Raw genomic sequence first — 19,536 nt, 5'->3', positions numbered from 1 at the left:
GCCCGGCTGACAGGCGCCGCTCATCCATTGCGCATCGGGAACCAAGACGTGCGAACTGCTTTACCTGGCGCATCGCGCTTCGGATGCCGGCAGAGAAGCCGACGCCAATTGGCCCGGATCTTCCGCCGCAGGGCGCCGCCGCAGGCGTGGTTAGGCGGTGCCGATCCGGGTAGCAGCGCTGAATTCCGCGCGCGACCCATGCCGTGCCGTCCCACACCGGAGGGACCTTCGCATGATCTCCCAAGACGTCGTCAACCGCATCATCCGGTTCCAAGGCGGCCGTTTCCCGGTGATCTCGATGTATGTCGGGATCGGGCCGGACAAGTCCGCTCCCAGCCAGGTTGCGAGCCTGCTGCACCAGATCAAACCGCTGAGCGAGGACACGTCGCTGGAACACGACGTACGGCTGTCGGTACGGGCCGATCTGCAGCGCATCGACGCCCTCGCCCACGAGGAGCGGCTGCAACCCGGTGGCCTCTGCATCTTCGCCAGCGGCGGCAACGGACTGTTCGAGCAGGTTTCGCTGCCCCGGCCGGTCCGGGACCGCATCGTGGTGGACGCGACGCCGTGGGTCCGGCCGATGCTGGCGGTCCTCGACGAGTTCCACCGCATGTGTGTGGTGCTGGTGGACAAGGCCTGGGCGCAGGTCTGGGAACTCTACCTGGGCGAGATGCGGGAAGTCACCCAGATCAAGGACCCGGCGCTGCGCAAACCCAACTTCGCCGCCAACAGGGCGGAGTCCCGGGTCCGCAACAAGGCCGACGAGCTGAGCAAGCACCACTACCGGCGGGTCGGCTCCGTGCTCGACGAACTGCTGCGCACCGAAGGCTTCGACGTGGTCGCCGTCGGCGGGCATCCGCACGAGATGACGGCCGTCACCGGGTTCCTGTCCCGCGACGTGGCCTCCCGGGTGGCCGGAACCTTCGCCGTCGACCCGGACACCGCGACCGCAGCCGACATCCGGCGCAGCGCCGAGGCCATCATGGAACGCTATGAGCGCCAAGAGGAACAACGGCTGGTCGGCGAGATCTTCGAGGCGGTCGCGGAAGGCCGGCCCGCCGCGACCGGACTGGAGCCGTGCCTTTGGGCCGGCTCCGTGGCCGCCGTGCAAAACCTCGTGATCGACGAGGGTACGGCCGTTCCCGGCGTGGTCTGCGACGAGTCCGGCTGGCTGGGCACCACCGGCCGGGAGTGCCCGCTGTGCGGGCGGCCCACCCGGGAGACACCGGACGTCCTCGACGAGCTGGCCGAATTCGTCATCGAGGAGGGCGGCGCGGTGGAACACGTCGCGGACAGCCCGCAGCTGCGCCCGCACCATGTCGCGGCGGCACTGCGCTTCCCGCTCCCGCCGCGTCCGCAAGGCTGACCGGCGCCGGCCCACGCTGGCAGAGGGGTGGCTGTCCCATCCGGACCGACCAGCCATAGGGCACGCGGGACCAGGAGATCGGAGCACAAACCCGGACCGGCAGGAGGACGACATGACCTACCCGAACCGCAGCCCATCCAGCCTGCGCAACAACGACGCCATGCCACGGGGGCCGTCAGGCACCCGCCCGGCAACCCACGACGACAACACCGCTGACAGGCGTGCCGGCACCGAACGGGCCACCATAGCGGTCGCCAGCTACCCCGACTACGCCCGCGCACAACGCGCCGTCGACTTCCTCTCCGACAACGAATTCCCGGTCGACCGCGTCCGGATCGTCGGCTCCGACCTCCGACTGGTCGAACAGGTCCACGGCCGGATGACGACCGGCCGGGCGGCACTCGCCGGCGCCGGCACCGGCGCATGGTTCGGTCTGCTGATCGGTATCCTCTTCGGCGCGTTCGCCGTCGGCGCCTGGTGGCGGGTCCTCGTCTTCGCGGTCGTCGCCGGCGCGGTCTGGGGCGCCGCCTTCGGCGCGCTGGCCCACGCCATGACCCGGGGACAACGCGACTTCACCTCCACCCCGACCCTGCAAGCGGACAACTACACCATCACCGTCGACGCCGACGTGGCAGACCGGGCCCGCGAGATGCTCAGCCGGCTACCGACAGACTCACCCAGATAACCAAACGTCCGCGCACGCCCCCCGCCTCCGACTCACCGGCCGGCAGAGCGCCGGCCGCGTTCACCGGCTTGCCTCACGGCACGAAGACGGTCCGGACGCAGCCCCCGCATGTCTCTCCCGTGGCCGGGTAGCCGGGCGGGTGATCTCGGTCGGCAACGAGTGAGGGGGGTATTGATGACCACCATTGCTCGGCGCCGTCCGGAGATCGTCGTCGGCCTGGTGGCGACTCCGCCGGACTACCCGGCCCAGGTGGTTGCGCGGCTCGCCGCCGAGCTGGCCGATCGGCTCGCCGAGCGGGTGGACGCAGAGGTGCTCTGGACCGTCCGGGAAGGCTGGGGGTGACGTGGCGCCGCGCCGCGACGGCGGCGTCGCGGCCCTGCTCGACGATCTTGGTCGCCGTCGTGCCGATGCCCGGTGGGATGTCGCGATCTGCCTGACGGACCTCCCGCTGTTCAGCGAACAGGTGCCGCTGGTCGCGCACGTCTCCGCTCGGCGACGGGTTGCGGCAGTGTCCTTGCCCGCGCTGGGACTGCGCCAGCTCCACGCGGTCCGCGCAGCCGTCCCGGATCTCGTGAGCCGGCTGCTCACGGACGCCTCCGACGACCGGGTGTCGCCGGCCGGCTGGGCGTCGGCCGAACTGACCAGCCGGGTCGCCGCCGTCCACCGCGTGGTGGGCGAGGAGACCGCGGAGCTGAGTTGCCTGGCTTCGCCGCTGACCGGCCGAATCCGGCTGGTGTCCGGCATGGTCCGGGCCAACCGCCCCGGGCGCGCCCTGCTGGGCCTGTCCAAACTCCTGGTCGGCGCCTTCGGCTCGGCCGCGTTCGCGCTCACCTCGAACACGATCTGGAAGATGGGCGACGCGCTCGGCGGACTCCGCCTCACCGTGATCATGCTGGTCGGGCTGACCGCGCTGGTGACCTGGCTGATCGTCGCGCACGACCTGTGGGAGCGACCGGACGATCGGACCCCGGCCGAGGTGGCCCGGCTGTTCAACCTGGGCACCGCCATCACGCTCACCCTGGCCACCTCGGTCTCCTACCTCGTGCTGTTCACCGGCACAGTCCTCGCCGCGGGGCTCCTGATCGACCCGTCGGTGCTGCGACAGGCCCTGCAGCGGCCGGTCGGTCTCGCCGACTATCTGACGCTCGCCTGGATCATCAGCTCGCTGGCCACCGTCGGCGGCGCGATCGGCTCCGGGCTGGAAGACGAGGACACGGTGCGGGCCGCCGCGTACGGCTACCACCCCCAACCCGGCGGCTGGCGCGACGAGAAGGACGCGTAGACCCCGGAACCGATGGATGCTGCGATGGGCCGTCCGAGCGGGACAGGTCCACCACGCCGCCCACGAGTCGGTGGTGAGCCGCAATTGCCCACCGCAGTGTCACCTAACCGAGGCGTTGGTCCTCTTCACTCGCCGAAGGTCAGTTTCTCGACGTGATGCAGAGCAACGCTTGGCTGGCACGATCACGGAACGCTGGATCCGAGCCAGGTCGGTTGCACAACGCCAGTACCGGCACTGGGCGATTCGCTCCGGGTATGTACTGAAGATCTCGGCCCAGGTCCGGAGCCGACGGAGACATCTACGAACGGGGAGCGGTAATGAAGGCAGTGGTTTACGAGGGACCGCGGAAGGTCAGCGTCAAAGATGTGCCGGACGCGCGGATCGAGCGCCCGACCGACGTCCTGGTGCGGATCACGTCGGCGAACATCTGCGGCTCGGACCTGCACATGTACGAGGGCCGCACCGATTTCGAGCGGGGTCGCTGGTTCGGGCACGAAAACCTCGGTCAGGTGGTCGAGGTCGGCGACGGCGTCGACAAGATTCGGGTGGGCGACTGGGTCGTCCTGCCCTTCAACATCGCGTGCGGACACTGCAAGAACTGCGAGCGGCAGCTGACGAACTACTGCCTGACCGCCCAGCCGGAGCCGAAGATGGCCGGCGCCGCGTACGGCTTCGCCGACATGGGCCCGTACGGCGGCGGGCAGGCGGAGCTGTTGCGCGTGCCCTGGGGGGACTTCAACTGCCTGCGGCTGGGTGAGGATGCCGAACAGCGCCAGACGGACTACGTGATGCTGGCCGACATCTTCCCGACCGGTTACCACGCCACCGAGATGGCCGGCGTGCAGCCCGGTGACCAGACGGTCATCTACGGCGCGGGCCCGGTCGGGCTGATGGCCGCCCTCTCGGCGACCATCCGCGGGGCGAGCAAGGTGATGGTCGTCGACCGGCACCCCGACCGGCTGCGACTGGCCGAGTCGATCGGCGCGATCGCCATCGACGACTCGAAGGGCGACCCGGTGCAGGCCGTTCTGGACGAGACGATGGGGCTGGGCGCGGACAACGGCTGCGAGTGCGTCGGCTACCAGGCGCACGAGCCCAACGGCCAGGAGCAGCCCAACCTGACGATGAACCGGTTGGTCGCCTCGGTACGCTTCACCGGCAAGATCGGCAATGTCGGCGTCTTCGTGCCGCAGGACCCCGGAGCCAACGACGAGCTGGCGAAGCAGGGCAAGCTCGCCTTCGACTACGGCATGTTCTGGTTCAAAGGCCAGCACATCGGCAGCGGCCAGGCGCCGGTCAAGAAGTACAACCGCCAGCTGCGCGACCTCATCGCCGGGGGCAAGGCCGAGCCGTCCTTCATCGTCAGCCACGAGCTGCCCCTCGACCGCGCGCCGGAGGCCTACGAGCACTTCGACAAGCGGGACGACGGCTGGACGAAGGTCGTCCTGCACCCGGCGATGGCGGGGGCGGGTGCGTGACATGGCTGGGCTGCTGAACGGACGCCGCGTCGCCATCCTCGCGGCCGACGGTGTGGAGCGGGTCGAGCTGGAGCGGCCGCGGCAGGCGCTGGAGGACGCCGGCGCTCACACCGTCGTCGTCTCCATCGCCACCGGCGAGATCCGGGCCCGCGACCACGACCTCGACGACGCCGGCACCTTCACGGTCGACCAACTGGTCGGCAAGGCTTCGGTCGACGACTACGAGGCGCTGCTCCTGCCGGGCGGGACCGTGAACCCGGACAAGCTGCGGATGGAACCTGCCGCGGTGCGGTTCGTCCGGGACTTCGTCCAGTCGGGCAAGCCGGTCGCTTCCATCTGCCACGGCCCGTGGAACTTCGTCGAGGCCGACGTCGCGCGGGGTCGCCGGCTGACCTCGTGGCCGAGCGTGCGCACCGACCTGCGCAACGCCGGGGCGGAAGTGGTCGACGAGCAGGTCGTCACCGACGGCAACCTCACCACGAGCCGGTCGCCCGACGACCTGCCCGCGTTCTGCGAGCGCATCGTGCAGGAGTTCGCCAAAGCCCCGGCGTCCGCCGGTGCTGCAAGACGGGCATGAGCTCGTCGATCGTGCGCGACCACGACGCCTGCGGCACGGCATACGCCGTCAGAAGAGGCGCGCCGCCGCCATCAGGCTCCGCCCCTGCGGCCGATGCCGCAGGGGCACCCGTCGGTCGTCGGCGCAGCCGGCAGCGCCGGCGTCGGACGGGTGGATCTGGTCGATGAGCGGCTGGAGTTGACGCATCGGCGCCCGGCGAGGTCGCTCACGCGCGGCCTGCGAGGGTCCCGCGGCGCCCTACCGCGCCGGACGCCGCGGCGGTGTTACGACTCGGGCCGGCGCAGGTACTCAGCAACGGCCTGGTGCTTGCGGTCGCGGGCCTTCGCCCCCTTCTCCGCGGCCGTCTCCTCGGCGATCGGGGTCTTCACGGAGCGCCCGACCTCTTCCTTGTTGCGGTACACGACCGGCGGCATCCCGCGGATCGCCGCGACGACGTTGACCACAGGACAGCCAGGCGGCCGGTTACGACCGGTCGGTACTGGCCGTGGTCGTTCGGTGTGGATTCGCAGACGCCGGTGCCGGCCCTCCCGGCAGGATCACACGCAGTGCCTGCGTGGCGGCGAGCCGTACATAGTCGTCCGGATCTTCGGCGGCCCGCCTACGCAGCAGCGCGGCGGTGGTCGGCTCGTCGGGCCAGTTGGTGGCGAGGGCTCGGACGGCCGCCTCCCGTACCTCCTCGTCAGGGTCGGTGGCGGCCCTGTCTTGGACGAGGGGCAGCGTGCCGGGGTCGTCCCGCCACCATCCGGCCAGGACGCGCAGCGCCGTCTCCCGGACATCGGCGTCGGCGTCGGCAACTGCCCGTTCGCGGATCAGCGGCAGGGTCTGCGGATCCTTGCGCCAGTTGGTGGCGAGGGCACGGACGGCCGCCTCCCGTACGTCCGGATCCGCATCGGTGGCCCATCGGTGCACCAGCGGCTGGACAGCCGGATCGTCCCGCCAGGTGCCGGCGACGATCAGCACCATTCCGGCCCGCACATCCCCGTCCGGATCGTGATCGGTCAGCCGACGCAGCCAGGGGAGCGTCTCCGGATGGCCGGGCCAGCCGCGCGCGACGACCTCCACGAGCCGGAGCCGGAGGTCTTCGTCGGGGTCGGTGGCGGCCCGCTCCATCAGGAACGACAGCGTGCCGGGATGGTGCGGCCAGTGCGTCGCAAGACCGAGGAGGGCGGTCTCGCGGACGTCCTCGTCAGGATCGGCGACGGCGCGCTCCCGCAGAAACAGCATGGTGTTCGGATCGTCTCGCCAGTGTTCAGCGAGCGTATTCAGCGAGTCGCGGCGTTCCTCCCACCGGTGGGCGAACGCGCCGAGCTCCCGCAACGCTGCCGCACTGTCGGCAGTCCGGTCCGGTCGGTTGTCCGCCATGTGCCACCTCCGAACCGTCGGATCGGCACGCCCGTCGGACGGCGGCAGCCTTGTGCCACGTTACCGCAGGTGGGGCGCCCTGACGACGAGTCAGGCGGCGGTGGCGGTGGCCGCTCGAGCGGGCGTACATCGCACCTGAGGCGTACGCACGCGCCGGGTGGTGCGTGTCCACGCACCACCCGGCGCTGTCGAGGGCTCGAGAGCCGACCGCGTCGCGCTCAACCCGCGGCGGTCACCGCCTCGGCGACGTCCGTCGGGACTCGGGTGGCCGCCAGAACGAGCTCGGAGATCTCCCGGAGCACGATGGCGTCCGAGTGGCCCGAGGTTTTGATGGCGTCCTCGTACATCGTCACGTCCTTGGGGCACGCGCAGATGAAGTAGTCCAGATCGCCGAGCGCGACGGCCTCGTCGATGCGCTGCTCGCTCGGCCGGCGACTGCCGGGCTCCGCCGTCTCCTTCATCCAGATCCGGCCGCCACCCGCTCCGCAGCAGAAGCTCTTGCTGCGGTTGCGCGGCATCTCCACCAGCTCGATCCCGCAGCGCTCGATGAGCCGGCGAGGCTCGTCGAAGATCCCGTTGTAGCGGCCGAGAGCACAGGGGTCGTGGTACGTGCCGCGCAGGCCGAGCGGGTTGACGATGGACAGACGACCGGCTTCGATGAGCTCCAGGAGCATGACCGAGTGGTGCGTCACCTGTTCCTTCTGCCACGGCGCGCCCAGCCGCGGGTATTCGTTGCGCAGTGTGTTGAACGAATGCGGGTCGCTGGTCAGGATGCGGTTGAAGGTGCAGGACGACAGGGTACGGATGTTGATGCTCGCCAGGCTCTGGAACAGATTTTCCTCGCCCGCGCGCCGCACATCATTGCCCGCGGTGCGCTCCTCCTCGTACAGGATCCCGACGTCGACGCCCGCCTCCAACAGAAGCCGGGCCAGCGCCTGGGTGTTGCGCTGGTTACGGGCGTCCAGGCTGGCGTAGTCACCGACGTACCACAGCACGTCGACCGGCTGCTTGCGCGCGTCGGGCAGTTCGAAGTCGAGCGTCTTCGTCCACCGCGCACGCTTGCGCTTGGACTCGCCGAAGCTGTTGCCGTTCTTCTGGATCGAGGTGAGCGCGCCGGCGAGGGAGGCGTCGACCTCCCCGGCCTCGACCAGGCCGCGGCGCATCTGATTGATGATCGGTACGTGCTCGATGCCGACCGGGCACACGTCGACGCAGGCGTTGCACTGCATGCAGGACCACAGCGTCTGCGGTGCGATCACCTCGGGAACCAGAACGTTCAGGTTCCCGAGGCTCTGCGCCTCGCGGAGGTCGAGGATGAGGTCACGGGGCGACAGCGGCATCGCCGAAGCCCGTGCGGGGCACACCTCGTGGCACTTGCCGCACTTGGTGCACGCGTCGAGATCCAGTCGGTGGGTGGTGGTGAAGTCCTTCAGCGTCGCGTACCCGGTCTCGGGCGCGGCGGGCAGCTCACGGCTGACCGTCTCGCTGCGTGTGGCGACCCCGGCGGCCCCAGTGAACATGTGCATCGCCTTGGTGAACGGAACCGCGGCCACGAACGCGAGTGCGACGAGGCCGTGTGCCCACCAGGTGCCGAGCCGCAACCCGTCGGCGGCGCCGGGACTGAGCCCCGCGTCGTGCAGGCCCACGCCGAGCGCGTAACCGATCGGCGACCAAACCTCGAACGGAGGCGGGTCGATCGCGATGCGGAAGGCCTCGAGCAGGAACCCGGTGCCGCCGAGGAAGATCAGCGACCACAGGAAGACCCAGTCGTCGAGCCGGTAACGAGCCCGCTTGGCCGACACCGGCCGGCCGTCCGCACGGGAATAGTCCAGTCGGACTCCGCGGGCAGCGACGCGCCGGACAGCGAAGCCGACGAGGCCGACGAGCATCGCCGCGCCGAAGACATCGAGGAACAGCGAGTAGCCCTTGTAGAAGGGGCCCACCCAGAAGTCCCAGCCGAGCGGGGCGGTGATGTGGTCGTTGATGGCGAGGATCGTGGTTCCGGCGAACAGGACGATGAAGCCGTAGAAGACCCCCGCGTGGGCCAGGCCGACCAGGCCCGCTCGTCGCCCGATCCACGCGTGGGTCAGGACGACCTTGAGCATGCGGCCGGGGCGCAGCCGGGTGCCACGACCCCGGTTGACCAGGTAGCGGCGGAGGAGCCGGAGGCAGCCCCAGACGAACACCACGATCGAGGCGGTTGACAGCACGTAGAACAGCACCACCTGCCATGTGGCGAACCCCTGGAACGTGTCCCGGGTCGCCTCCCCCGCCGGCGGCGCGGAGAGGATGGCAGTCACCACAGGGCCTCGAGCTCTTCGGCGACCTCGAAGATGTCCGCGACGGATCCCAGGTCGGCCACCTCGAAGATCGGCGCCTGCGGGTCCTTGTTCACCGCCACGATCTTCTCGCTGCCCTTGATCCCGGCGATGTGCTGGACGGCTCCGGAGATGCCGAACGCCAGGTACAGGCGCGGCTTGACGGAGACCCCGGACTGGCCCACCTGGCGGAACTTCGGCATCCACCCGGCGTCGATGAGCGGCCGCGAGGCCGCGAGCGTCACGCCCATCTTGTCGGCCAGGGCTTCGAATCGGGCGACGTTCTCATGCTCCCCGACGCCACGCCCGATGGCCAGCACGATCTCGGCCTTGGTGATGTCGAAGTCCCCGGCGGGTGGGTTGACGAGCTCGACGTTCTCGATCCTGCTCGCGATGCCGGGTGCACTCACTCTGGCCACTGGCGGCGGCGTGTCGGCGGGACCCGACGGCTGCCACACGGTCGGCCGCAACAGCAGGAATGCCGAGCCTGCCGGGAACTCGAGCTCGGCCTCGACCTTGCCGCCGTAGAAGGGCCGCCGGGCCACCAGCTGGTCACCGTCGAACTCGCAGGCGACCACGTCGCTGGCCAGGCCCAGGCCCGCGGTGAGCGCAAGCCGGGGCGCGACGGACATGGCGTTGGCGGTGTGGCCGGCCAGCACCGCCGCCGGTCGGCGCTCGTCGATGACGTATCGCAGCGCCGCCGCGACCTCGTCCGCGTTGAACTCGGCCGAGCCGGCCTGCACCGCCAGCACCTCGTCGACTCCTTCGAGAGCGACGGCGTCCGTGAGGGTGTCGGGCGAGGCGGCGATCACGACGACCACCAGCCGCTGGTCATTCTGCTTCAGCTCACGGCCGGCGGTCACCGCCTGCCGCGTCACGTCGGACACGACGCCGCGGGCGTGCTCCGCCAGCACCAGGATGTCGTTCACTTGGCTGCCCCCCGGACAAGCTCGGTGATCTTCGCGGCGATGGCCGCCGCGCCGCCGTTGACGATCTCTGCCCGCGCGGCCGGCGGGAGGACCATGCGCCGGATCCGGTATCCCGGCTCCCCCAGGTCGTCGGGGTCGGCGTCGACGACTTCGATGTCCTGCTGCTGGGCCTGCTGCAACGCCCGCAGCGTGACGTACCGCGGCTCGGCGATGCCGGTCTGGATGCTCAGCACCGCCGGGCCGCTGATCCGGATCACATCGACGACGCCGCCTTCGAGCTCTCGCCGCACGAGCGTCGTGCCGGCCGGTTCGCGGTCGATGCCCGTGACGACCGTGGCGCACGGCAGGTCCAGGGCTCCGGCCAGGGCCGCCGCGGTCGTGCCCTGCGCGGCGTCCGCTGACTGGGCGCCGCACAGAACGAGGTCGACCCCGAGCGGACGGATCGCCGCAGCGAGGACCCGGCCGACGGTGACCGGGTCCACGAGTCGCTCGGGATCGGCCTCGACCCGAACGGCGTGGTCGGCGCCCATGGCCAACCCTTGCACCAGGACCTCTTCGGACTCGTCGTCACCCGCGGTGACGACGACGACGCGTCCGCCGCCGGCCTGATCGCGCAGTCGCAGCGCTTCGGCGATCGCGGCGGCGTCCCATTCGTTGAGCCCGTAATCCAGGTAGTCAGGGTCGACGCTACGCCCGTCATCGGTGAACTCGATGTCGTCATCCGTGGTGCCGACGCGCTTGATGCAGACTGCGATGTGCATGGCTTTTCTTCTCTAGTAGGCCCTGGGCTGGGCGTCTGGCGTGGGCCGGTAGATCGGACCGCGCGCGATGACCGGGTCGAGGGCGCCGCCGGACAGGTAGTGGTCGGCCTCGTCGGGCAGAGCGGGCTTGGGCTTCGGAGCGTTGCCGGGCATGCCCAGCGCCTTGGTGACCGCGGGGTTCATCAGGTACGAGCCGGCGACGACGAAGCTGAGCGTGTCGAAGAGCTCGGGCTGCGCCTTCTTGAGCCGGTCGACGGCCAGCGCCGGGTCATCGTCGCCGTCGAGGGCCGCGACCAGCCCGTCGAACAGGTCCGGCCGCGCGGACAGGGCCCGGTCGACCCACTTCTCGTGGACCTTGGCCTGGCTGGCGCAGTACACCGCCTGCACCCACAGCATCCAGTCGGGCAGGCGGTCGCCACGGTGCTTGTTCATGAGGTCGGCGAAGTCACGGACGTGGCCGGCGACGGCCCGCAGCTCGGGACAGCTGCCGAGGACATCGGTGAGTTGTGCGTCCTCGTCGGGGGCAAGGTGCTGCGGGTCGGTCATGATCCAGCGGGTGATGTGCCGGGGTTTCGGCACCGCCGGCCGGATGGGTTGCGGCGCGGCGGGGGTGGCTGCGCGCAGGGGGTGCAGCCAGCGGCGTCTGGTCTGGACGCTGCCGGTGAACCCGAGAGCGGCCAGTTCGGTGTGCAGCACGGCGGCGTTGGTGACGCCGGCGGTGAACCGGGTGGTCAGGTGCTGGGTGTAGCCGTCGAGCAGGCTGGCCCGGTTGACGGCTTGACCAGGAGCTCGTCGATGCTGGTGGCACGGGCGAAGCGACGCACGGCGCTGCGATCGAGGTCGAGCTTTCGGCAGATCTCAGCCAGGGACGCGCCGTCTGCAAGGAGGTGCTGCACCGCTGTGAAGCGTTCGCGTGGCCTTGTGCGCGAATGAAGGGCCCGTTTAGCGGGGAGTTTGGGGCCCACGCCTCGTTAGGCGGTTCCTGTGTACGTGACTTCGGGGCCCACCGTTCGTGGGCGTTCTTGGCGCTATCGATGATGATGCTTGAGACCTTGGATCAGGCAGAGTGCGGCGAGTGCAGATGGCGAATGACCGAGAAGGAGCCGGAAGGGCCGCGAGGGCGCCTCCTGCCATATGGGACAGAAACTGGCCTAAACGGCAGCTAGTTTCATCGACACATTCCCGCTTGCAGAGGAGTCACCCGATATGTCTGTCAAGGCGATCCCCGAGGGCTACACGACTGTCACGCCGTGGATCATCTCCCGCGACACGGCCGCGGTCATCGACTACCTCCGAAAGGCGTTCAGCGCCGAGGAACTGGGCCGGGTGATCGACGCCCGTGGGCTGATCGGGCACGCGGAGGTCCGCATCGGCGACGCGATCGTGATGCTCTTCGACGGCGACCCGAGTTGGCCCTCGACGCCCGCGTTCCTGCGGCTGTACGTCGAGGACGCCCACGCTTCGCACCGCCAGGCGGTCGAGGCGGGCGGCGTGTCCATCTCGGAGGTCACCCATCTGGCCTTCGGTGACCTGGTCGGGCGGGTGCGCGACCCGCTCGGCAACGTGTGGTGGATCCAGACCCACATCGAGGACGTGGCGCCTGAGGAGATGGAGCGACGCTTCGGCGACCCGCAGTTCACCGCGGCGATGGAGTACATGCAACGCCCCGAGACTGAGATCTTCCCCCGGAGCTGAACCTCGACCGGCGGACCACCAGCGTCGCGAGAGCGCGTGCAGCAGGCTTGGCGACCGCCTCGGCAGGAACCTTCACGGAGCAAGGGTTCGGTGGTGCGGAGAGACAACCTTCAGTGGCAGCGACATTCGTACGGGGTCCTGACACGCGGTGGCCTGCGTTTTGTTCGCCAGTTCGGGTCCCACCTCAGCCCGACAGCACCGCCGTCCTCACCCACTCGGACGCCGACCCATCCTTCTAGACCTCGCCCGGCGATGCCCCGCCACCGGATATGTGGGCCCCAAGGTCAGCGACATTGATCGAGGGAAACCGGCCGTTCCCGTTCCCGAAATTCGCGCACGTCTGGGCCCCATTTACACGCACGAAGCCATTCGCGGGTGCGCACGACCAGGGAGCGTTCGCGGCCGCACACGTCGAGCGACCCGTCCGGCTCGGCCGTCGTGGCGGCGGGTTGCGGGTCTGCGACCGGCTCGGCGTCGCGGGCGGGCTCTGGCCCGGCATCGGGATCCGCGCTGGTGGCCGGGGTGACAACGGTGGCTTGGGCGGCTTGGACGGTCATCGCGGCCCGTACGCAGGCGTGATGCGCGGTGACGGCCCAGCTTCCGGGCCAGCCGGGCGCCGGGCCTGCCGGCCAGCGCGACCGCGATCGCGGTCAACGCCACCTGCACCGGCGGGCTGTATCGGGAGTGCGGACTGGTCAGGCCAGGAATCTGCTCGACGAACGTCACCCGAGCACAGGGTGACCTCGCGGCTGACCAGCCGGCGTACCAGCAGCCGGATCACGACCGGCCGCCCGCCGAGAGCCGTATCGACCAACCGCCGGTGGTAACACCCGTGCACCCGACCCGATGCAACGCCACAGCCCGGACAGGCAACCTCCTGGCTTGGGGTATCCGAATGGGGCTTGCGGCCCCGGTAGGGCGGTTCCGGACGCTGAGCCGAACCCCCGGGCTCGACCCCTGGCCGTTGCGGTCACGTCGCGCTTCTCACGTCGCCATCGGGTGAGACCGGCCGGGTGAGAAGACCGAGGTAGGGTCGCCCGGAAGGCGGAGGGAGCGGCGACATGGGCTGGCTGACAGGGCGACGCGGCAATGGCCGCGTCATCGGGCTGCACGTGCGCCCGGACTTCCGCCGCACCCTCGTGTTCGGTGCCATTGCGCTCGTCGCCCTCGTCGTCGGCCACGACATCGGCGGTGTGCACGACCCGTCGCTTCGGGTGCGCATCGCGGCGTACTGTTGCGCGGCCCTCACCGCCCTGTCCGGCCTGGTCGCCACCCGCATCGCCGCCCGGGAGGTGCAGCGGGTCGCGGTCGCGCGGGCCGGGGACGTGGCCGGGACGCCGCTGCGGCTGTTCGTGCTGCTCGGCGGGTACCTCATCACCGTCCTCGTGGTCTGCGACCTGCTCGGCGTGCAGCTGCGCCAGCTGCTCGTCGGCGGCGCGATCACCGGCATCGTCGTCGGCCTGGCCGCCCAGCCGGTGCTGGGCAACCTGTTCGCGGGGCTGGTGCTGCTCTTCGCCCGCCCGTACGTGCCCGGCCAGCAGGTCCGGGTCATGTCCGGTGCGATCAACGGGCCGCACGTCGGCGTGATCGTCTCGGCCGGCCTGCTGTACACGATGCTGGAGACGGCCGACGGGCCGCTCAACATCCCCAACTCGGCGCTGCTGGCCGCCGCGGTCGGGCCAGCCCCGCTGGCGGAGGCGGAGAAGCCCGCCGACGCGGCGACGGCCGCCCCGTCCGACCCGAACCAGGACGGCGCGGCGCTGGCCACGGTCATCGCGGGCGCGGAGTCCGGCGGGGAGCGCAAGCACCCCTAGGAGCTGTTTGGGGTTCGGATCATGTGGTTGAGGTAAGGAATTTCAGCCACATGATCGAGCCTCGGAGGTGGAGTCCGGCCTGATAGCTGTCCGGGTCCTTGTCGTAGCGGGTGGCCACGCCACGCCAGGTCTTGAGCCTCTGGAAGCAGCGTTCGCCGGGTTCCGGTGCTCGCCGGACGTGGTCGTGGTCGCTGGCCGCTTGTGTCTGCGGTACGACCTGTCGTGCCGCGGCGTCGAGGAGTTGCTGCTGTGGCAGCGTGCCGGTTCTTCCGCCGGGCGTTGACCGCGTTGAAGGTGCGCCCTACCGAGGTCGTCACTGACGCGGCGCCGGTGTACCCGGCAGTCCTCGATGAACTGATCCCGTCGGCGTGGCACCACGTTGAACGCCACGCGAACAACCGGATCGAGGCGGACCTCAGTCAACTCAAGCACCGGCTCAGACCGATGCGCGGGCTACGAACTGACCGGACAGCACAGACGATGACCACCGGGCACGCGTTCATGCAGCATCTGCGCCGCGGCCACGACGAACTCGGCATCGACGCCCGATGCGGGCTTCGCGTTGCTGCGGCGTTCACCGAGCTCGCCACCGCCATCTGAAGACCGACCGCGCTTGCCCCAACACGCACATCGGCAGGACGGGAAGCCTCGCCTTCGCCGAGCCTGCTGCCCGCAGTGACGAGGGCTGACCGGCCGCCGCGCACCAACGGCGGCAGGTCGGCGCGCCAGGCGGTTCCGGTTACGCTTCCGACGTGATCTCTCCTTGTCCGGAGTGCGGTATGCAGGGTGTGCCGTTGATGTTTGGCTTGCCGGTCCAGGCGGCTTTCGAAGCCGCCGCCGCTGGGCAACTGGCGCTCGGAGGCTGCATCGTCGATGGTGAGCCGCCGAATTGGGAGTGCCCGCGACAGCACCGCTGGCGCGACGCCGACGAGCAGGCGTGGCAGGAACAGCTCCTCGCCGTGCTGGTTACCCACGGCTACAGCGAGCCCCGGTGACCAGTCCTGAGGGCCGCAAGATGAGCGGCTTAGAGCGGTCGCCGACGCGCCCGCCGGGGCATCACGTTACGTAGCGACCGCTTCGCGGCATGTGCGAGAGTGTCGTATGTCCACGCGCGCTGCCGGGTAACGGTATGCCAGCATCCACTCCCATGGCGTTCAGAAGTAGCTTCCTGTTGGCGGCCCTCGGCGGCGTGGCCCTGGGCTCAGTGTCGCTGCTGCTGAACGGTGTCCTGCCCGGCGACTCCAGCCGCCTGGTCAACTCCGGCGCGATCTGGGTCGTCGGTGCGTTCGCCGCCGGTGCCGTGCTGCGCGACGGCGGTTGGCGGACCTGGCTCGCCGGTACGGCGGTCCTCATCGGCGCGGTCGCCGGCTTCTACGGCTCGCTGGTGGTGTTCGAGCACCGCACCGTGAGTCCGGCCGTTGTCACCGGACCGGCCGGGTGGGCGCTGGTCGGCTTGGCCGCGGGACCACTGTTCGCCACCGCGGGGGCATGGTGGCGTGACGAACGGCGCGCCCGGCGGGTGGCCGCACTGTGCCTGTTGGGCGGCGTCTTCGTCGCGGAGGGAGCGTACCTGCTGGCCAGCCACCGGCCGCTGGGCGAAGCCTTGCTGGTCTCGGTGGCCGGCGCGCTCGTCCCGCCCGTCCTGGGCCGCGGCGCCCGCGATCGGCTGTACGGTCTCATTGGTCTGGTACCGGCTGCCGTCGCCGGATTCGGTGGATATCTCGTCCTCGACGCCGTGCTGGACGTCGCGTTCACCCGCGCCGGCTGAGTGTTACCCGGCGCGCTGGATGAGGACGTTCCGTCGCTGACGATGCGGACGAGGAGCGGTCCAGCTGGGATCGTCATCGCCACGTCCCTGAACGGCCAGGACTCAGATCCCTGTGCGGCAAAGCCACGATCTCGTTCACTGTCATCGGCCTTCGAGCGAGCACTGGTCCCGCAGGGCAGCTGCCCGCGCGGCGCTCGGAGCGTGACGCTCGCCCGGCGAAAACGGAGCGCCCGATCAGCGTGCCATGTGCGGGCAGTCGTTCAGGGTCTTGGTTCTCCGTACGACACGTCCATGAGGCCGAGTAGGGGTTCATGATCCCGACGCCGAGCTTGAGGCGTTCGGTCCTGGCGGCGAGCACCCCGAGCAGCACCGGGGCGGAGCGCAGGAACAGGAGGATCTAGTGCTTCCGGGTCTTCACCGGCGGACGTTGTTCGATAGGATCAAACAAGTTTCGGCAGGAGGTTCGAAGGTGCGCACGACGGCTAGGCAGGACCGCGTCGAGAGCAGCGGCCAGGCGCTGGTCGGTGCGCGGATGCGCCAGTTCCGCAAGGAGCGCGGGCTCACGCTGCGCGGCCTGGCCACCCAGTCCGGCCTGTCCATCGGGTTCCTCTCGCAGGTCGAGCGGGGCATCTCGGCGATCGGGCTGACCGCCCTGAACGGCGTGGCCGCCGCACTGGACCGTCCGGTCTCCGAGTTCTTCCACGAGGAGGAGCAGGGGGCGCCGCGGCCGGCGCCGACCGACGACCTGCCGGAGCACTTCACCTTGACCCGGGCCCAGAACGGCGCGACCGAGTACGTCTCCGGCCAGACCACCTATCGCATGCTCTCCGACCGCGGCCCGCACCTGGTGCTCGAGCCCATGGTCGTGCACATCGCCCCCGGCGGGCGCCGCGAGGAGGCCTACGGTCACGCCGGCGAGGAGTTCGCCTACGTGGTGTCGGGCGAACTGCTCTACGAGGTCAACGGCATCGAGCATCGGCTCTACCCGGGCGACAGCCTGCACCTGCGCTCCAGCACCCCGCACCGGCTCTACAACGACACCGACGGGGTCACCACCGTGGTCTCGGTGGTGACCCCGCGCCTGTTCTGAAGATCGTTGTTCACTCTCACATCAAGATTTCGGTGACCGCTTCCATCGTGGCCGCCCAGGCCGGCGTGCGAGGGTCGATGACGTCGAAGTGGTCGGCGGGCAGTTCGAGCCGGACCACCCGGTCGCCGGCGGCCAGCGCGGCCCGGGCGTAGCGACGGGACATGTCGACAAGGTCCAGGCCGTCGGCCCGGCCCTGCACCACGACCACCGGCACGCCCACCGGTAGCCGCAGCAGCGGGTCCGCCGCCGCCAGCGCGCCCTCGTCGCCGCGCAGCGCCGCGGCGACCGCCCCGGTGCCGATCCCGCGCCGCTGCCCCTCGGTCAGGTCGAGCACGCCCGCCTGCGACACGACCACCGAGACCACGCCGGGCGCGTCGGCCGCCGCCCGCACCGCGAGCTGCCCGCCGGCGGAGTGCCCGAACAGCACCAGCCGGGACGGGTCGACCCGGGCGTCGGCGGCACCCGCGAAGGCCAGGCCCGCGGCCACGTCGGCCGTCGTGGCGTCCCAGCCGTGGCGGTCCGGGCGCCGGTACTCGACGTTCCACGCGGCGAACCCGCGCCCGGCCAGGTCGATCGCCATCGCGTCCATGAGGTCGGCGCCCCAGACCGAACGCCAGAAGCCGCCGTGCAGCAGCACCGCGACGGGCACCGGGCCGATGCCGGCGGGCAGCCGCAGCTCGGCCCACTGTTCAGCGTCCGGACCGTAGGCGATGCGCCGGGCCGGGTGCCGCAGCCGGTGCACAGCCCGCCGGACGGCCCAGGTGACGCCCCAGATCTCGCGGCCCTGGTGGTGCTCCGACCCGGCCGCGACGGGCTGCGGCCCGGTCGCCGTCAGGTCGAGCCACACCGTCCGCGGGGCGTGGGCGCCCGGCGCCGTCATCAGCCGCCGGGCTGCTGCCGTGTGCCCGGGCAGCGCAACGACGGCGCCGGTCGCGCCCGACAGCGCCGCCGCGAGGTCCGGCGCCTCGTGGACGGCGCCGTCCACGCCGAGCCCGGCGAACTCGGCCTCGGCCAGCTCGCGCACCAGGTCGAGGTCGGCGACCAGGCCCGGGCCGACGATCACGTCGACGTTCATGCCGCCTCCCGGCGCAGCAGGGGCAGCACAGCGCTGCCCAGCAGGTCCACGCCGCCGTCGTCGGTCAGCCCGTGTGGCGTGCCGAACTCCACCCGCCCGACGCCGGCGTCGATCAGCGTCTGCGCCTGGGCCGCGACCTGCTCCGGCGTGCCGGAGAACGCGAAGAGGTCGAGCACGTCGTCGGGTACGAGCCGGCCGGCGGCCTCGTGCTCGCCCCGGTCGACCAGGTCGGCGACGCGACGCACGAGATCCGCCGGTACACCCGCGGTCGGGTCGTGCTCGGCGACGACCGCGAGGTACATCGCGACCTCGGTGCGGGCCTTGGCCCGGGCGGCGGCGCCGTCGCGGTCGACCACGGTCACCGCGCCGAGCACGATTCGCACGTCGGTCACGGATCGGCCGGCCGGTTCGGCGCCCGCCCGTAGCCGCTCGCGCACGACGCCGACCATCGCCGGGTTGGCGCTGCCGCCCACCTTGATCTCAGCCGCGATCCGGCCGGCGAGCGCCGCACCCTGCGGGCCCCAGGCGCCGATCAGCAGCGGCGGGTCGGGGCGCTGCACCGGATAGCGCAGGGCGACGCCCGGCGCGAGCCGGAACACCCGGCCGTCGAAGCCGTCGGTCCGGCCGCCGAGCAGGCGGTAGACGACCTCGGCCGCCTCGCCGAGCGCGGAGATCGGCCGGGGCTGGTCGATCCCGACCGCGCCGAGCCAGGTGCCCCGGGCCAGCCCGAGGTAGGCGCGGCCGGCGGAGGCGAGGTCGAGCGCGGCGACCTGCCCGGCGATCTCGTAGGGGGCCATGGAGTACGGGTTGAGGCAGGCGGCGCCGAGCCGCACCCGCGTGGTGGCGCCGGCCATTTCCAGCAGCGGGAAGATCGGCGGCTGGAACATGAGGTCGCCGAAGACGGTCAGCACGTCGAACCCGTGCGCCTCGGCCGCCCGGGCGAGGCGGGCGTAGTCGCCGGGCCGCTTGTCGCTCTGTATGCCCAGCCCGATTTCGGCCCGCGCCGGGGCACTCACGTGAGATCCGCCGATCGCATCCCGCGCCGGCGGGTGCGCTCGACCCGCATCACCAGGCGCTCTTCCGGATCGGGGCAGCAGAACAGGGTGTCGCGCTCCAGCCAGTCGCCGGCCGGCAGCGCGCGCTGCTTGGCCGCCAGGAACGGCAGGACGGCCGCCAGGGCGTACACGCAGAAATGCTTGCCGTCGGGCAGCCGCAGGTGGGCGCTGCGCTCCAGCTCGAAGCAGTCACCGACCGCCATCCCGCAGACGGAGCGGCCCTCGATGTGGTCGACGGTGACCCTGAGGTCGTAGATCTCCATGTCGTTGTCTTCGGACAT

The 19,536-nt window shown here is 70.8% G+C and carries 21 protein-coding genes and 1 pseudogene; 12 read left to right on the top strand and 10 right to left on the bottom strand.

The features are described from left to right. The first annotated feature begins 157 nt into the window (after window positions 1-157). The 6 genes from AB0J72_RS25850 (at window position 158) to AB0J72_RS25825 (ending at window position 5,388) form a co-directional block, all read left to right on the top strand. Window positions 158-1,366, top strand: coding sequence for a hypothetical protein (locus AB0J72_RS25850; protein WP_363402858.1), 1,209 nt, complete (start codon window positions 158-160; stop codon window positions 1,364-1,366). 112 nt (window positions 1,367-1,478) lie between these two features. Beyond that, window positions 1,479-2,051, top strand: coding sequence for a general stress protein (locus AB0J72_RS25845; protein WP_363402856.1), 573 nt, complete (start codon window positions 1,479-1,481; stop codon window positions 2,049-2,051). Between the two features lie 174 nt (window positions 2,052-2,225). After that, entirely contained in the window at window positions 2,226-2,393 is a 168-nt protein-coding gene (locus tag AB0J72_RS25840) for a hypothetical protein (protein ID WP_363402854.1), read from the top strand. 166 nt (window positions 2,394-2,559) lie between these two features. Beyond that, window positions 2,560-3,333: a hypothetical protein gene (locus AB0J72_RS25835; protein ID WP_363402852.1), complete on the top strand. Its 774-nt coding sequence runs from the start codon at window positions 2,560-2,562 to the stop codon at window positions 3,331-3,333. Between the two features lie 317 nt (window positions 3,334-3,650). Beyond that, window positions 3,651-4,811, top strand: a complete 1,161-nt coding sequence (locus AB0J72_RS25830; RefSeq protein WP_363402850.1) for a glutathione-independent formaldehyde dehydrogenase — start codon at window positions 3,651-3,653, stop codon at window positions 4,809-4,811. Window position 4,812: 1 nt separating this feature from the next. Beyond that, on the top strand, window positions 4,813-5,388 hold the full coding sequence (locus AB0J72_RS25825; protein ID WP_363402848.1) for a type 1 glutamine amidotransferase domain-containing protein: 576 nt from the start codon (window positions 4,813-4,815) through the stop codon (window positions 5,386-5,388). A 263-nt stretch (window positions 5,389-5,651) separates the two neighbouring features. On the opposite strand, the gene AB0J72_RS25820 is transcribed toward AB0J72_RS25825, so the two are convergent. The 6 genes from AB0J72_RS25820 to AB0J72_RS25795 form a co-directional block, all read right to left on the bottom strand. Then, window positions 5,652-5,831: a hypothetical protein gene (locus tag AB0J72_RS25820; RefSeq protein ID WP_363402846.1), complete on the bottom strand. Its 180-nt coding sequence runs from the start codon at window positions 5,829-5,831 to the stop codon at window positions 5,652-5,654. A gap of 19 nt (window positions 5,832-5,850) precedes the next feature. Next, the gene (locus AB0J72_RS25815; RefSeq protein WP_363402844.1) at window positions 5,851-6,612 is read right to left on the bottom strand and encodes a HEAT repeat domain-containing protein; all 762 of its coding nucleotides are present in this window, start codon (window positions 6,610-6,612) and stop codon (window positions 5,851-5,853) included. 356 nt (window positions 6,613-6,968) lie between these two features. Then, the gene (locus AB0J72_RS25810; RefSeq protein WP_363402842.1) at window positions 6,969-9,050 is read right to left on the bottom strand and encodes a (Fe-S)-binding protein; all 2,082 of its coding nucleotides are present in this window, start codon (window positions 9,048-9,050) and stop codon (window positions 6,969-6,971) included. Further along, window positions 9,047-9,997, bottom strand: a complete 951-nt coding sequence (locus tag AB0J72_RS25805; RefSeq protein WP_363402840.1) for an electron transfer flavoprotein subunit alpha/FixB family protein — start codon at window positions 9,995-9,997, stop codon at window positions 9,047-9,049. The genes AB0J72_RS25810 and AB0J72_RS25805 overlap by 4 nt, the downstream gene beginning before the upstream one ends. Next, a complete protein-coding gene (locus AB0J72_RS25800; protein WP_363402838.1) occupies window positions 9,994-10,758 on the bottom strand; it encodes a hypothetical protein in 765 nt (254 codons plus the stop codon). Before AB0J72_RS25800 ends, AB0J72_RS25805 begins: the two co-directional genes overlap by 4 nt. A gap of 12 nt (window positions 10,759-10,770) precedes the next feature. Then, entirely contained in the window at window positions 10,771-11,454 is a 684-nt protein-coding gene (locus AB0J72_RS25795) for a hypothetical protein (RefSeq protein WP_363402836.1), read from the bottom strand. Between the two features lie 510 nt (window positions 11,455-11,964). Between AB0J72_RS25795 and AB0J72_RS25790 the strand changes: the two genes are divergently transcribed. Next, window positions 11,965-12,453: a VOC family protein gene (locus AB0J72_RS25790; RefSeq protein ID WP_363402834.1), complete on the top strand. Its 489-nt coding sequence runs from the start codon at window positions 11,965-11,967 to the stop codon at window positions 12,451-12,453. Window positions 12,454-13,006: 553 nt separating this feature from the next. On the opposite strand, the pseudogene AB0J72_RS25785 reads toward AB0J72_RS25790, so the two are convergent. Continuing rightward, window positions 13,007-13,318, bottom strand: a pseudogene (locus AB0J72_RS25785) (hypothetical protein); the annotation flags it as partial. A 196-nt stretch (window positions 13,319-13,514) separates the two neighbouring features. On the opposite strand from AB0J72_RS25785, the gene AB0J72_RS25780 reads away from it, so the two are divergent. The 5 genes from AB0J72_RS25780 (at window position 13,515) to AB0J72_RS25760 (ending at window position 17,125) form a co-directional block, all read left to right on the top strand. Continuing rightward, window positions 13,515-14,267, top strand: a complete 753-nt coding sequence (locus tag AB0J72_RS25780; RefSeq protein WP_363402832.1) for a mechanosensitive ion channel family protein — start codon at window positions 13,515-13,517, stop codon at window positions 14,265-14,267. Between the two features lie 201 nt (window positions 14,268-14,468). Beyond that, a complete protein-coding gene (locus AB0J72_RS25775; protein WP_363403048.1) occupies window positions 14,469-14,867 on the top strand; it encodes a DDE-type integrase/transposase/recombinase in 399 nt (132 codons plus the stop codon). Window positions 14,868-15,046: 179 nt separating this feature from the next. Then, window positions 15,047-15,262: a hypothetical protein gene (locus tag AB0J72_RS25770; RefSeq protein ID WP_363402830.1), complete on the top strand. Its 216-nt coding sequence runs from the start codon at window positions 15,047-15,049 to the stop codon at window positions 15,260-15,262. Window positions 15,263-15,414: 152 nt separating this feature from the next. Then, window positions 15,415-16,035: a DUF6518 family protein gene (locus AB0J72_RS25765; protein WP_363402828.1), complete on the top strand. Its 621-nt coding sequence runs from the start codon at window positions 15,415-15,417 to the stop codon at window positions 16,033-16,035. A gap of 469 nt (window positions 16,036-16,504) precedes the next feature. Continuing rightward, a complete protein-coding gene (locus AB0J72_RS25760) occupies window positions 16,505-17,125 on the top strand; it encodes a cupin domain-containing protein (RefSeq protein ID WP_363402826.1) in 621 nt (206 codons plus the stop codon). A gap of 16 nt (window positions 17,126-17,141) precedes the next feature. On the opposite strand, the gene AB0J72_RS25755 is transcribed toward AB0J72_RS25760, so the two are convergent. The 3 genes from AB0J72_RS25755 to AB0J72_RS25745 are packed head-to-tail and all read right to left on the bottom strand — an operon-like array spanning window position 17,142 to window position 19,536. After that, window positions 17,142-18,200 carry an alpha/beta hydrolase fold domain-containing protein gene (locus tag AB0J72_RS25755; protein ID WP_363402824.1) on the bottom strand — a complete coding sequence of 353 codons (1,059 nt, stop codon included), beginning with the start codon at window positions 18,198-18,200 and terminating at the stop codon, window positions 17,142-17,144. Beyond that, complete coding sequence (locus AB0J72_RS25750; protein WP_363402822.1) at window positions 18,197-19,216, bottom strand: LLM class flavin-dependent oxidoreductase; 1,020 nt, start codon at window positions 19,214-19,216, stop codon at window positions 18,197-18,199. The genes AB0J72_RS25755 and AB0J72_RS25750 overlap by 4 nt, the downstream gene beginning before the upstream one ends. Beyond that, window positions 19,213-19,536 (bottom strand): TIGR04076 family protein, encoded by a 324-nt coding sequence (locus AB0J72_RS25745; RefSeq protein ID WP_360563178.1) that lies wholly within the window; start codon window positions 19,534-19,536, stop codon window positions 19,213-19,215. The genes AB0J72_RS25750 and AB0J72_RS25745 overlap by 4 nt, the downstream gene beginning before the upstream one ends.

It is taken from the genome of Dactylosporangium sp. NPDC049742 (genome assembly GCF_040674675.1).
GTDB classification, from domain to species: domain Bacteria; phylum Actinomycetota; class Actinomycetes; order Mycobacteriales; family Micromonosporaceae; genus Dactylosporangium; species Dactylosporangium maewongense.
This window is presented reverse-complemented; position numbering and strand designations above follow the sequence as displayed.